14 protein-coding genes are annotated in these 11,685 nt (G+C 68.3%); 3 read left to right on the forward strand and 11 right to left on the reverse strand.

Annotated features, from left to right (window positions below; genetic code table 11):
- Position 1 precedes the first annotated feature (1 nt).
- Positions 2 to 733 (reverse strand): SDR family oxidoreductase, encoded by a 732-nt coding sequence (locus EJP67_RS26045; protein WP_126024649.1) that lies wholly within the window; start codon positions 731 to 733, stop codon positions 2 to 4.
- Between the two features lie 36 nt (positions 734 to 769).
- Complete coding sequence (locus EJP67_RS26050; protein WP_126024650.1) at positions 770 to 1,255, reverse strand: VOC family protein; 486 nt, start codon at positions 1,253 to 1,255, stop codon at positions 770 to 772.
- 115 nt (positions 1,256 to 1,370) lie between these two features.
- On the opposite strand from EJP67_RS26050, the gene gcvA reads away from it, so the two are divergent.
- Both gcvA and EJP67_RS26060 read left to right on the forward strand, forming a co-directional pair.
- Positions 1,371 to 2,270, forward strand: a complete 900-nt coding sequence (gcvA, locus tag EJP67_RS26055) for a transcriptional regulator GcvA (protein ID WP_126024651.1) — start codon at positions 1,371 to 1,373, stop codon at positions 2,268 to 2,270.
- Positions 2,271 to 2,457: 187 nt separating this feature from the next.
- Positions 2,458 to 2,988 (forward strand): hypothetical protein, encoded by a 531-nt coding sequence (locus EJP67_RS26060; RefSeq protein WP_126024652.1) that lies wholly within the window; start codon positions 2,458 to 2,460, stop codon positions 2,986 to 2,988.
- A gap of 39 nt (positions 2,989 to 3,027) precedes the next feature.
- On the opposite strand, the gene EJP67_RS26065 is transcribed toward EJP67_RS26060, so the two are convergent.
- Both EJP67_RS26065 and EJP67_RS26070 read right to left on the reverse strand, forming a co-directional pair.
- Complete coding sequence (locus EJP67_RS26065) at positions 3,028 to 4,590, reverse strand: hybrid sensor histidine kinase/response regulator (protein ID WP_240650788.1); 1,563 nt, start codon at positions 4,588 to 4,590, stop codon at positions 3,028 to 3,030.
- Positions 4,587 to 6,068 (reverse strand): ATPase domain-containing protein, encoded by a 1,482-nt coding sequence (locus EJP67_RS26070; protein ID WP_126024653.1) that lies wholly within the window; start codon positions 6,066 to 6,068, stop codon positions 4,587 to 4,589. Before EJP67_RS26070 ends, EJP67_RS26065 begins: the two co-directional genes overlap by 4 nt.
- A 270-nt stretch (positions 6,069 to 6,338) precedes the next feature.
- Between EJP67_RS26070 and EJP67_RS26075 the strand changes: the two genes are divergently transcribed.
- Positions 6,339 to 6,518 carry a DUF3606 domain-containing protein gene (locus tag EJP67_RS26075; protein ID WP_126024654.1) on the forward strand — a complete coding sequence of 60 codons (180 nt, stop codon included), beginning with the start codon at positions 6,339 to 6,341 and terminating at the stop codon, positions 6,516 to 6,518.
- 43 nt (positions 6,519 to 6,561) lie between these two features.
- On the opposite strand, the gene ureG is transcribed toward EJP67_RS26075, so the two are convergent.
- The 7 genes from ureG to EJP67_RS26110 all read right to left on the reverse strand — a co-directional run bounded on the left by ureG (position 6,562) and on the right by EJP67_RS26110 (position 11,597).
- Positions 6,562 to 7,215 carry an urease accessory protein UreG gene (gene ureG / locus EJP67_RS26080; RefSeq protein ID WP_126024655.1) on the reverse strand — a complete coding sequence of 218 codons (654 nt, stop codon included), beginning with the start codon at positions 7,213 to 7,215 and terminating at the stop codon, positions 6,562 to 6,564.
- 16 nt (positions 7,216 to 7,231) lie between these two features.
- The gene (locus EJP67_RS26085) at positions 7,232 to 7,954 is read right to left on the reverse strand and encodes an urease accessory protein UreF (RefSeq protein WP_206169562.1); all 723 of its coding nucleotides are present in this window, start codon (positions 7,952 to 7,954) and stop codon (positions 7,232 to 7,234) included.
- The gene (ureE, locus tag EJP67_RS26090; RefSeq protein WP_126024656.1) at positions 7,905 to 8,522 is read right to left on the reverse strand and encodes an urease accessory protein UreE; all 618 of its coding nucleotides are present in this window, start codon (positions 8,520 to 8,522) and stop codon (positions 7,905 to 7,907) included. The genes EJP67_RS26085 and ureE overlap by 50 nt, the downstream gene beginning before the upstream one ends.
- A gap of 100 nt (positions 8,523 to 8,622) precedes the next feature.
- Positions 8,623 to 10,341 carry an urease subunit alpha gene (gene ureC, locus EJP67_RS26095; protein WP_126024657.1) on the reverse strand — a complete coding sequence of 573 codons (1,719 nt, stop codon included), beginning with the start codon at positions 10,339 to 10,341 and terminating at the stop codon, positions 8,623 to 8,625.
- Positions 10,341 to 10,646: an urease subunit beta gene (locus EJP67_RS26100; protein WP_126024658.1), complete on the reverse strand. Its 306-nt coding sequence runs from the start codon at positions 10,644 to 10,646 to the stop codon at positions 10,341 to 10,343. Before EJP67_RS26100 ends, ureC begins: the two co-directional genes overlap by 1 nt.
- A gap of 10 nt (positions 10,647 to 10,656) precedes the next feature.
- Positions 10,657 to 11,256, reverse strand: coding sequence for a HupE/UreJ family protein (locus EJP67_RS26105; RefSeq protein WP_126024659.1), 600 nt, complete (start codon positions 11,254 to 11,256; stop codon positions 10,657 to 10,659).
- A 38-nt stretch (positions 11,257 to 11,294) separates the two neighbouring features.
- Positions 11,295 to 11,597: an urease subunit gamma gene (locus tag EJP67_RS26110; RefSeq protein ID WP_042578881.1), complete on the reverse strand. Its 303-nt coding sequence runs from the start codon at positions 11,595 to 11,597 to the stop codon at positions 11,295 to 11,297.
- Between the last annotated feature and the right edge of the window lie 88 nt (positions 11,598 to 11,685).

Below are 11,685 nucleotides of genomic sequence, written 5' to 3' on the forward strand. Positions count from 1 at the left end.
GCTAGATCAGCCGCTGCCCGCCGTCGCTGTGGATCGTCTCGCCCGTGGCGAAATCGTTCTCCATGAGGTAGAGGTAGGCGCGCGCGAGGTCCGCCGGTGTCGCAAGCCTTCCGGCCGGCAGGCGTGCGGCCATCTCGGCATGGAAGCCCGTCTTGGCTGCTCCCACCATCTCGTCCCACATCGGCGTATCGATCCATCCCGGCGAGACGATGTTCACCCGCGTCGGGGCCAGTTCGAGCGCGAGGGCGCGTGCGAAGTAGCTGAAAGATCCCGCGATCGCCGAGACCACGGCGCCGCCGGGGACCGGCGGACGGTCCTTGTTGATGCCCGAGGTGAAGATCATGGAACCTCCGGGCCTCAGGGTCCGGCCTGCATGCTTCGCGAGCACGACCGCCCCGCCGAGCTTGCTCGCCAAGAAACCGTGGACCGCCTCGATGTCGATGCGGCCGATGGGATCGGCCGGCGGCGGCGTCCCGGCGGTCGAGACGAGATGATCGAACGGGCCTATCTCATCGAACATGCGGGCGACCCCGGCCTCGTCCGCCATGTCGACGGCGAGGCTTCTCACGCACGGGCCGCCACCGAGGCGCTGCCCGGCCGCCCGCAGCTTGTCGATGGACCGGCCAACCACCACCGCGTGGGCGCCCTTGTCGAGGACCGCCGCCGCAACCCCCAGGCCGATGCCGGAACTGCCCCCGACAACGACCACCGTCTGACCCTTGAGTGCCGACATGAAGTGCTCCTGTTCTTCGAGAATCGAATGGATGGCTCAGGCGTTGCCCGCGTAGGCCGCTTCCAGATCCGCGATGACGATGCGGCCCATGCCGTACATCGCCTGCCGCACTCGGTCCGCCTTGTCGCGGTCCGGATCGGCCATCAGGCGCAGCGTGATCTCGGGGATGACCTGCCAGTGGACGCCGTACCTGTCCTGCAGCCAGCCGCAGGCTTTCTGCGCGCCGCCGCCCGCGCTCAGCGCGTTCCAGTAGTAATCCGTCTCGTCCTGGTCCTTGGTCTCGATGTACAGCGAAAGCCGCTCGTTGAAGGGAGCGCGCGGCCCGGCATTGAGGGCCGTGAACCGCAGTCCTTCCAGTTCGAAGTCGAAGGTGGCGATAGGGACCGTCCTGTGCGTGCCGGAAACCCAGTCTGTCAGCGCCACGGTGTCGAGCGCCTTCGCGTTCCTGAACACCGAGACATAGAAATCCCGGGCTTCCCTTGCCTGCGTATCGAACCAGAGGAATGGATGAATGGTGGCCATGGCGCTCCTTTGAGGTTTGTTCACAAAATGTGAAGCAATTCTGGTCACGCGGCTCTGGACAGACAAACCATGATTTGGCAATGATCTGTGATCAGAACTCACGAATGATCGACCCATGTCACGTCGCCTGCCTCCACTGAGCCCTCTGCCGTGCTTCGATGCGGCGGCCAGGCACCTGAGCTTTTCCAAGGCGGCCGAAGAGCTCAGCATCACGCCGGGTGCGGTGAGCCGGGCGATCAAGAACCTCGAGGATCAGCTCGACCTGCGGCTGTTCGAGCGCGAAACGCGCTCGGTGCGCCTGACGGCCGTCGGTGAGTCCTATGCGCAGGCGGTCCGGGCGGCGCTCGACCAGCTGGCGGCGGCCACCGCCGTCGCCACGGCCAGGCGTTCGGACCTGACGCTCAATGTGAGTACCTCGGATGGCTTCGCTGGCAAGTGGCTCGTGCCGCGCCTGTACCGGTTTCGCAAGGCGCAGGGCGACATCGACGTGCGGGTCTCCACCACGGGAACGCTGACCAGCTTCCTGGGCGATGGCATCGACATCGCCATCCGCTATGGCGGCGGAAAGTACCCGGGGCTGAGTTCGGAGTTCCTGGCCGACGAGGAGGTGTTTCCGGTGTGCAGTCCCCGGCTGCTCAAAGGCGCGCAGCCGCTGCGCACGCCCGAGGACCTTGGCAGGCACACACTGATCCGCGACAGCTACCCGATCGACTGGAAGGCCTGGCTGTCCAGCGCCGGCGTCGAGGGTGTCGACGCGCAGCGCGGGCTGGCTTTCGACTCCTACACCTTCGCCATCGAAGCGGCGGTGCAGGGAGAGGGCGTGGCGCTCGGGCGGACCATGCTGGTGGCGGACGATCTCGCTGCGGGCAGGCTGGTGCGTCCTTTCAGGCACGCGTTGAAAGCCTATGCCAGCTTCTATCTCGTCTATCCCCCGGAAGCGATCCGTCAGCGCAAGATCAAGGCGTTCCGGGATTGGCTCTTCGGGGAAATCGCGCCGCAGCGAGGCAGAGCCTGACCGTCGGCTGCCCGACAGCTTCTCACTCCGCCTTCGCGGCGGCTCCGGTTGGCTTCGCGCCTTCGAAGCCACCAGCGCGGTTCTGACGGCGGCGGAAAGCCGATGACGGCGGACATGCTGGCGCAGAGCCGATGGAACTCGGCGCGATACTTGCGGTCCCACGCTGCCGCCGCCTTCCTTCCCTCCGATGCCCGACGTGCGTTTCCCTTCCTTCTCGATCCTTCTTCGTGCGTTCACCCTGAGCGCGACCCTTCTCGCTGCAGGCGCCCTGCACGCGCAGGCCCTGCCGCCCGGCGTGCGGCTGGGCATGTCGGCCGAGGAACTGCAGGCCGCGCTGCCCGCCGCCGAGCGCGTGCCGAGGCCGCAGCGCCTGGGCGGCGGCCTCGTCGGCTCGTGGCGCGCGGCGCCTGTGGAGATGGCCGGCCTGCTGTTCGAGCCGACCTTCTTCTTCGCGGCCTCGGAGCTGCGGCGTGTCGAGTACGTGGCCTCGGTCCAGTCCACGCCCGACGGCGGCTCGGCGGCCTTCGCGGCGCTGGTGCAGTGGGGCCGGGGCGTTTTCGGCAACGAGCTGGCGTCGCGCGACCCCGGCAGCGCGTACGCCGCATGGGCGAGCAACGACACCGACATCTACGTGCAGCAGCAGGCCGGCGATCCGCGCAGGGCGAGCGTGCGGCTGGTCTACAAGGCGCGGCAGCTGCGCGACGGCAGCGAGCTCTGAGCGCGGCTTTCGCGCGGCTTCGCCTGTGCCGCTGTTTCGTCAGCTGCGCCGGCGCTGCCCCAGGTCGCGCAGCGCGGCCGAGAGCGCATCCTCGTTCACAGGCTTCAGCAGATGATGATCGAAGCCGGCCTGCGCGATGCGGGCCCGGTCGCCGGGCTGGCCCCAGCCGGTGAGCGCGATCAGCCCCATGTGCCGGTGACGCGGGTGCGCCAGTTCGCAACCGTCCATGCCCGGCATGCCGATGTCCAGGATGCCGAGCGTCGGGCCGAAGTCTTCCGCCGCGCGCAGCGCCTCCATGCCGCCGAAGGCGATGGCCGTCTGGGCGCCCAGCAGGTCCAGCAGCGCCGCGAGCGATTCCGCCGCGTCGCGGTTGTCGTCGACCACCAGGATGCGTTGCCGCGCGGCGGCGGCCTCCGCGTCAACGCCGGGCCGCGTACCGGCCTTCACGCCTCGGCCTAGCAGCGGCAGCGACACGACGAACTCGCTGCCGTGGCCGATGCCTGCGCTCCTCGCGTCGACCGAGCCGCCGTGCAGCTCCACCAGGCTCTTCACCAGCGTGAGGCCGATTCCGAGCCCGCCCTGCGCGGCGCGCGCCGTGTCGCTCACCTGCACGAACATGTCGAAGATCGCGTCGAGCATGGCTGAGGGAATGCCCGTGCCGCTGTCCTTCACGCGCACCACGGCATCGCCGTGGTCCCCCTGCTCGAGGAACACCTCGACGGTTCCGCCCTCGGGCGTGTACTTGGCGGCGTTGTTCAGCAGGTTGGCGAACACCTGCGTGAGCCGCACGCTGTCGCCTTCGACCGCCAGCGAGGCATCGGGCATGTTCAGCGCGAGGGTGTGCTTGCGGGCTTCCATCAACGGCCGGCTCAGCTCCACAGCGTCGCGGATCACCTGCGCCAGCGTCAGCTCGGCGAGCTGCAGCTCGATCTTGCCGCGGGTGATGCGCGAGACCTCCATCAGGTCGTTCACCAGGCGCACCATGTGCTCCACCTGGCGGCCCATGAGCTCGTAGTAGGGCAGTGCCGCCTCGGGCGTGGGGGCCTTGCGCTTGAGGATGGCCAGCGCGGTGCTCAATGGCGCGAGCGGGTTGCGCAGCTCGTGCGCCAGGGTGGCGAGGAACTCGGTCTTGCGCTTGTCGGCTTCGCCCAGGTCGTCGAGGATCCGGCGCAGTTCGTACTGCCGGAGGCGCGCGCGCAGTGCGCTGCGCAAGGCGCTCACCAGCGAGGCCACGCGCATGGGCCGCTCCAGCACGGTGACGTTGGCCATGCCGTCCATGGCGACGCCGATTGCACGCGAGTCGGCCCCCTGCCGGGCAAGGATCAGCACAGGCAGGTCGGACCATGGCGGCTGTGCCGAGACCGCAGCGGCCAGTTCCGCCGCGCCGGTGCCCGAGAGCATTTCCTCCGACACCAGCAGCGCGCCCGCGCCATGCGGAATTTCCTGCAGCAGGTCGCGCAGCGAGGGGCACGCAAGCGATTCGATGCCGGCGTGCTTCAGCACGGCGGTGGTCATTTCCGCATCCTTCGACGTGGCTGTGCGCAGCAGCACGCGCAGTTGCGTGTGCGGGGGAGAGGCGTCGGGGGCGTCGGTGTTCGTCACGGTGGAACGGCCGACACGCCGTCGATCGGTACGGGCACCCCCGTCAGGATGCCCCTGAAGCGGCGCAACGGCTCGCCCACGTTGAGCCCGTTGTGGTCCATCGAGAAGGCGCGGATCGAACGCTCGTGCACGCCACCGCGCTTCTTGAGCACCGAGATCGCCTGGTGCACCTCGCCATCGGATTCGAAGTAGCGCAGCAGCACGACCGCGTCGGCGAGGTAGCTGGCGTCCACCGGTGTCTGCATCTGCATGCCGACGAGCCCGTGCTGGGCGCCCACCAGCAGCGTCGCCACGCCGGACTGGCCGAGGTAGGTGAGCAGCTCATGCAGGTGCACGATCAGGAAGCGCTCGTCGGGCATCGCGTTGAGGTAGCCGTTGAGGCTGTCGATCACCACCACCGCCGCCGAATGCCGCGTGACCGCGAGCCTGATCTCGTGCACCAGCTCGCCGGGCGAGAGTTCGGCCGGGTCGATCTGCTTGATGCGGATCAGGCCCGATGCAAGGTGCGGCTCGATCTCCATGCCCAGCCCCATGCACCGCGTGCGCAGCGTATTGATGCTTTCGTCGAAGATGAAGAGCGCGGAGCTCTCGCCCCGCTGGGCTGCCGCGATGGCGAACTGCACCGCCAGCGACGACTTGCCGGTGCCCGGAGCGCCGACGAAGAGCGTGCTCGTGCCTTTCTCGAGGCCGCCGCCGAGCAGTGCGTCGAGCTTGTCGATGCCGCTGGGCAGCTTGGTCAGCGTCATTTCGCGCGAATGCTCGGCCGCCACCAGCCGCGGAAATACATGCAGGCCGCCGCGCTCGATCTTGTAGTCGTGGTAGCCGCCGCGGAACGACTGGCCGCGGTACTTCACAACCAGCAGGCGGCGGCGAGCCGCGCCGTAGTCGGAATTGGACTGCTCCAGCCGCAGCACCGCGTGCGCGATGCTCTGCACCTGCAGGTCGTGCTCGGTGGCCGTCATGTCGTCGAGAAGCACCACGGTGCACTGGCGTCCCGCGAAGAACTGCTTGAGCGCCAGGATCTGGCGCCGGTAGCGCAGCGAGTTGCCCGAGAGCAGGCGCAGTTCGGAGAGCGAATCGAACACCACGCGCGAAGGCTTGAGGGTTTCCACGTCGCCGAGGATGCGCAGCGTGGTCTCGCTGAGCTCCATCTCGGACGGGTGAAACATGGTGTATTGCTCTTCGGGCTGCAGCGCATCCTGGGTGGGCAGCATCTCGCGGATGTGGATCGCCGAGAGATCCCATCCGTGCGAGGCGGCCACGCCGCGCAGTTCGGTTTCGGTTTCCGACAGCGTGACGTAGAGCACCGACTCGCCCGCGCTCACGCCCTCCAGCAGGAACTGCAGGGCAATGGTGGTCTTGCCCGCGCCGGGCATGCCTTCCAGCAGGTAGAGGCGGTTGGGTTCCAGGCCTCCTCCCAGCACATCGTTCAGGCCTGGTACGCCGGTGCTGAGGGGGCCGCTGGCGTTCGGCTCCATCGTCGTTCTCCATGAAACATGCGGACACTCATTCCATCATGGAGCGTTTGAAAATGCATGCGCGCCGCGCCAGCCGGGAGGCCAAGCCCATGTCGGCGGCGATCCCTTTGCACATTGCGGTAGGGGTGGTGCGAGGCAGAGGCGTTGTCCTGCACGCCGTGTCGGAACTGTCCGGTTGGCGCGCGGTGCGCGGCAAAGAGACTGCGGCGTCTGCTTCCTTCTTTCTTTCGTTCAACCCCAGACATTTCACTCATTGCCCAGGAGACGACGATGCCCGATGACAGCGAGATCCGCATTCCGCAAGACGACGAACGCATCGACGTCACCGACCTGAAGGAGGTCGACTACTGGACCCGCTGGTTCGGCGTGAGCGAGGCCAGGCTGCGCACCGCCGTGGCATCGGCCGGCACGCACAGGGACGACCTGCGGATCTATCTCGGGCTGCCCTGACCGCTGCCGAAGCGGCGGGCGCCATGCCTCGGGCCCTTGGACCTCAGGCTGCTGCGGCCAGCATGCCCTTCTGCTCGATGAACGCGACCACTTCGGCTACGCCCGAGAGCGTCTTGAGGTTCGTCATCACGTAGGGCCGCTGGCGGCGCATGCGCTGCGTGTCCTGCTCCATCACGTCGAGATTGGCGCCCACGTAGGGCGCGAGGTCGGTCTTGTTGATCACGAAGAGGTCGCTCTTGGTGATGCCGGGGCCGCCCTTGCGCGGGATCTTCTCGCCGGCCGCCACGTCGATCACGTAGATGGTGAGGTCCGACAGCTCGGGGCTGAAGGTGGCCGCGAGGTTGTCGCCGCCCGATTCGACGAACACCACGTCGGCGTCCGGAAAGTCTTCCAGCATGCGGTCGATGGCCTCGAGGTTGATCGAGGCGTCTTCGCGGATTGCCGTGTGCGGGCAGCCGCCCGTCTCCACGCCCATGATGCGCTCGGCCGGCAGCGCGCCGGCCACCGTCAGCAGGCGCTGGTCTTCCTTGGTGTAGATGTCGTTGGTGATCGCGATCAGGTCGTACTTGTCGCGCATCGCCTTGCAGAGCATCTCGAGCAGGGTGGTCTTGCCGGAGCCGACCGGGCCGCCGATGCCCACGCGCAGGGGCGGAAGTCTCTTGGTGCGGTTGGGAATGTGGTGCAGGGCGGAGGTCATGAGGATGGTGCTCGGTTCAGCTTCGGAAGAGGCGGGAATATTGTGTTTCGTGGCGAGCCGACAGCACCGCCAGCAGGGGCGCGAAGGCCTGGCGCTCGTTGTCGCCCAAGGCCATCGCGCGGGTCACGGCATCGGGAATCTCCTGCGCCAGCCGGCCCAGGATGCGCTGGCCCGCGCTCTGGCCCAGCGGCACGGCCTTGACCGCGGCGGCGACCATGTTCTCGGCCCAGCCGAAGGCGAAGGCCAGGCAGCCGTCGTGCGCCGTGGCGCCCGCGCGGCTGGCGGCGAAGGCGAATGCGACGGGGTAGCTCGCACCCAGCTCGGCGAAGACTTCCGCCGTATCGGCGTGGTGCAGCTTCAGCCATTCGACGAAGGAGCGGCCCATCTGCTCGGTCTGCAGCAGGAACTCGGCCGACTCGCGGGTGGCCATCACCCAATCGTTGAGCGCACGGATGCGCGGCATGTCGCCGGCGCTCCAGGCCGCGATGGCCTGCGCGCAGACGGCGAGGTCGCCGCGCGCGAAGCTCAGGTGCAGCTGGTCGGAGATCCACTCGGCCGCGCGCGGTTCGGTGTCGATGCCGGCCCATTCGACGGCGGCCTCGACGCCCTCGGAGTACGAGAAGCCGCCGACCGGCAGCGCGGGCGAGGCGAGCCAGATCAGCTGCAGGAGGCTTTGGGCGGACACGTCGTCAGTGGGAGTGACCGTGATGCCCGTGGCCGTGATCGTGGCCGTGGCCATCGTGGTCGTCCAGCAGCTCCGGCGCGAGCACCAGCGGCTTCGGGCCGCTGCCGTGGGCATGCGGGTGACCGTGATCGTGCGAATGCCCGTGGTCGTGGCTGTGCGAATGCTCGTGCGATCCATACGCACCGCCCTCGGGCTCGAAGGCTTCTTCCACCGCCACGACGATCAGGTGCATTGAGCGAAGCATGTCGGCCAGCACGTGGTCGGGCTCGATCTTCAGGTGGTCGGGCTTCAGCTCGATGGGCACGTGCCGGTTGCCCAGGTGGTAGGCCGCGCGCGTCAGGTCGAAGGGCGTGCCGTGGGCGGTGCAGTGCGTGATGCGAAGCACCGGCTGCGGCGCCGCGATCACGCGCACCAGCGAGCCGTCCTCGGCCACCAGCACGTCGCCGCCACGCACGAGCGTGCCGCGCGGCAGGAACACGCCGATCTGGCGGCCCTGCGAGTCGGTGGCGTCGAAGCGGCTCTTCTGGCGCACGTCCCAGTCGAGTTCGATGGTGGCTGCACGCTTGAGCAGCACGGGCGCGAGGCCGCGGCCCTGGGGCATGAGTTTGTTGGCGGTGAGCATGATGCGAAAAAGGCGAAGAGGGCGTCCGCTGGGCGCCCGTTGGCTGGATGAATACCTTCGAGGATACGCAGCCTGTCAAGCAGCCGCGTTCCCCAGGGCTTCAGAACAGGAAATACCGCTGTGCCATCGGCAGCAGCTTCGCCGGCTCGCAGGTCAGCAGGTTGCCGTCGGCGCGCACCGCGTAGGTCTGCGCGTCGATCTCCATCTTCGGCGTGTAGCCGTTGTGGACCAGGTCCTTCTTGCGCACGTTGCGGATGTTCTTCACCGCGCTCAGCTGCTTCTTCAGGCCGTAGCGCTCGCCGATGCCAGCGGCCAGGCCGGCCTGCGAGACGAAGGTGAGCGAACTCCTCGCGAGCGATCCGCCGTAGGCGCCGAACATCTGGCGGTAGTGCACCGGCTGCGGCGTGGGGATCGATGCGTTGGGGTCGCCCATGGCCGCCAGCGCGATGCTGCCGCCCTTGATGATGGTGAAGGGCTTCACGCCGAAGAAGGCCGGCTTCCAGATCACGATGTCGGCCCACTTGCCGACTTCGAGCGAGCCCACCTCGTGCGCGATGCCGTGCGCGATGGCCGGGTTGATCGTGTACTTGGCGACGTAGCGCTTCGCGCGGAAGTTGTCGTTGCGGCTGCTGTCCTCGGGCAGGGTGCCGCGCTGCAGCTTCATCTTGTGCGCGGTCTGCCAGGTGCGGATGACCACCTCGCCGACGCGGCCCATGGCCTGGCTGTCGGAACTGAACATGCTGATCGCGCCCAGGTCGTGCAGCACGTCCTCGGCGGCGATGGTTTCCTTGCGGATGCGCGACTCGGCGAAGGCCAGGTCCTCGGCGATGCCGGCATCGAGGTGGTGGCACACCATGAGCATGTCAACGTGCTCGTCGAGCGTGTTCACGGTGTAGGGCATCGTGGGGTTGGTCGAAGACGGCAGGAAGTTGCCCTCGCCCACCACGCGCAGGATGTCGGGCGCATGGCCGCCGCCCGCGCCTTCGGTGTGGAAGGCGCAGATGCCGCGCCCGCCCACGGCGGCGATGGTGTTCTCGACGAAGCCCGATTCGTTGAGCGTGTCGCTGTGGATGGCCACCTGCGTGTCGGTGGCGTCGGCCACGTCCATGCAGTTGCTGATGGCCGCGGGCGTGGTGCCCCAGTCTTCGTGCAGCTTCAGGCCGATGACGCCGGCCTCGATTTGCTCGTGCAGCGCGTGCGGCAGGCTGGCATTGCCCTTGCCCAGGAAGCCCAGGTTCATCGGGAAGGCGTCGGCCGCCTGCAGCATGCGCTCGATGTGCCAGGGGCCGGGCGTGGAGGTGGTGGCGAAGGTGCCGGTGGCGGGGCCGGTGCCGCCGCCGAGCATGGTGGTCACGCCGGAGGAGAGCGCCTCCTCGATCTGCTGCGGGCAGATGAAGTGGATGTGGCTGTCGATGCCGCCGGCGGTGACGATGTTGCCCTCGCAGCTGATGATCTCGGTGCCCGGTCCGATGACGATGTCCACGCCCGGTTGCACGTCGGGGTTGCCGGCCTTGCCGATGGCGGCGATGCGGCCGTCCTTCAGGCCGATGTCGGCCTTCACGATGCCCCAGTGGTCGAGGATGAGCGCGTTGGTGAGCACCGTGTCGACCGCGCCCTTTGCCCTGGTGCGCTGCGACTGCGCCATGCCGTCGCGGATCGTCTTGCCGCCGCCGAACTTCACCTCTTCGCCGTAGCCGCCGGCGCGCAGGGTGTAGTCGGCCTCGACCTCGATGACCAGCTCGGTGTCAGCGAGGCGGACGCGGTCGCCCACGGTGGGGCCGAAGATCTCGGCGTAGGCACGCCTTGAAATGGTCGCCATCAGAGTTTTCCTTGAACGAGGCCGCGAAAGCCGTAGACGATGCGATCGCCTGAGAAGTCGACCAGCTCGACCGTGCGCTGCTGGCCCGGCTCGAAGCGCACCGCGGCGCCCGAAGCAATGTTCAGCCGCATGCCGCGCGCGGCCTCGCGGTCGAAGCCGAGCGCGCCGTTGGTCTCGGCGAAGTGATAGTGCGAGCCGACCTGGATCGGCCGGTCGGCTGTGTTCTGCACCACCAGCGTGAGGGTGCGGCGGCCGGGGTTGAGCGTGTGCTCACCCTCGTCGGTGAAGAGTTCTCCGGGGATCATGCCGGCCGCCTCAGATGGCCTGCGCCAGCAGCGTTGCGCCCAGGCCGACGACGGCGGCGCCGGCCACGCGCGGCAGCCATGCGTTGGCGTTGCGCAGCGCCCAGCCGACTGCGATGCCGGCGGCGTGCAGCAGCACGGTCGCGCAGACCATGCCGGCCAGCGTGAGGGCGGCGCCTTGCTCGCTCGCCAGTTCGTAGCCGTGCGCCACGCCGTGGAAGACAGCGAACACGCCCACCACCACCATCGCCGCCACGGCCGGCAGGCGCACGCGCGTGACCACCAGCAGGCCCAGCACCAGCAGCGAGGCCGCGATCATCGGCTCGACCGCCGGCAGCTGCACGCCGGCCAGCCCCGCCAGCGCGCCCGCGAGCAGCATGCCGGCGAAGGCCAGCGGCGCCCAGAGCAGGTCGGGCCAGGCGCGGCGCGCGGCCAGCGCGCTCCACAGGCCGACCGCGATCATCGCCGCGAGGTGGTCGGCGCCGGTCAGCGGGTGCATGAAGCCGGTGACGAAGCCGTGGTGCATGCCGCCGTCGACGCCGGTGTGGGCGCTGGCGGCCAAGGGCAGCAGGAGGGCGATCAGGGCAAGGGTCTTGGAGGTGCTGTGGCGCATGGAAAAGTCCTTCTGTTCTTTCTCTTGTTCTTCGAATGTCAGACGATGGGCTGATGGACGGTGACCAGCTTGGTGCCGTCGGGGAAGGTCGCTTCGACCTGGATGTCGGGAATCATCTCGGCGATGCCGTCCATCACGTCGGCGCGGGTGAGCACGCTGCGCCCTTCGCTCATGAGTTCGGCGACGCTCTTGCCGTCGCGCGCGCCTTCCATGACGGCGGCGGAGATCAGGGCGACGGCTTCGGGGTAGTTGAGCTTGAGGCCGCGGGCCTTGCGGCGTTCGGCCAGGAGTGCCGCGGTGAAGATCAGCAGCTTGTCTTTTTCGCGCGGGGTCAGTTCCATGGGATCGGCATCGGGTGGCGGGAGGAGGCGGCCATTATGGGCAAGCCGGCTTGTTTGCAACAGTCGTGCCTTGTCCGCCAAAAGCCGT

This window comes from Variovorax guangxiensis (assembly GCF_003952165.1).
In the GTDB taxonomy this organism is placed as follows: domain Bacteria; phylum Pseudomonadota; class Gammaproteobacteria; order Burkholderiales; family Burkholderiaceae_C; genus Variovorax; species Variovorax guangxiensis.

What these genes read in the sequence shown, in the direction of transcription:
- EJP67_RS26105 (WP_126024659.1), bottom strand. Translation starts at nt 11,256, where the DNA reads ATGCGCCACAGCACCTCCAAGACCCTTGCCCTGATCGCCCTCCTGCTG.
- EJP67_RS26110 (WP_042578881.1), bottom strand. Translation starts at nt 11,597, where the DNA reads ATGGAACTGACCCCGCGCGAAAAAGACAAGCTGCTGATCTTCACCGCG.
- gcvA (WP_126024651.1), top strand. Translation starts at nt 1,371, where the DNA reads ATGTCACGTCGCCTGCCTCCACTGAGCCCTCTGCCGTGCTTCGATGCG.
- ureG (WP_126024655.1), bottom strand. Translation starts at nt 7,215, where the DNA reads ATGACCTCCGCCCTGCACCACATTCCCAACCGCACCAAGAGACTTCCG.
- EJP67_RS26045 (WP_126024649.1), bottom strand. Translation starts at nt 733, where the DNA reads ATGTCGGCACTCAAGGGTCAGACGGTGGTCGTTGTCGGGGGCAGTTCC.
- ureC (WP_126024657.1), bottom strand. Translation starts at nt 10,341, where the DNA reads ATGGCGACCATTTCAAGGCGTGCCTACGCCGAGATCTTCGGCCCCACC.
- EJP67_RS26060 (WP_126024652.1), top strand. Translation starts at nt 2,458, where the DNA reads ATGCCCGACGTGCGTTTCCCTTCCTTCTCGATCCTTCTTCGTGCGTTC.
- ureE (WP_126024656.1), bottom strand. Translation starts at nt 8,522, where the DNA reads ATGCTCACCGCCAACAAACTCATGCCCCAGGGCCGCGGCCTCGCGCCC.
- EJP67_RS26100 (WP_126024658.1), bottom strand. Translation starts at nt 10,646, where the DNA reads ATGATCCCCGGAGAACTCTTCACCGACGAGGGTGAGCACACGCTCAAC.
- EJP67_RS26085 (WP_206169562.1), bottom strand. Translation starts at nt 7,954, where the DNA reads ATGGCCACGGCCACGATCACGGCCACGGGCATCACGGTCACTCCCACT.
- EJP67_RS26075 (WP_126024654.1), top strand. Translation starts at nt 6,339, where the DNA reads ATGCCCGATGACAGCGAGATCCGCATTCCGCAAGACGACGAACGCATC.
- EJP67_RS26070 (WP_126024653.1), bottom strand. Translation starts at nt 6,068, where the DNA reads ATGGAGCCGAACGCCAGCGGCCCCCTCAGCACCGGCGTACCAGGCCTG.
- EJP67_RS26050 (WP_126024650.1), bottom strand. Translation starts at nt 1,255, where the DNA reads ATGGCCACCATTCATCCATTCCTCTGGTTCGATACGCAGGCAAGGGAA.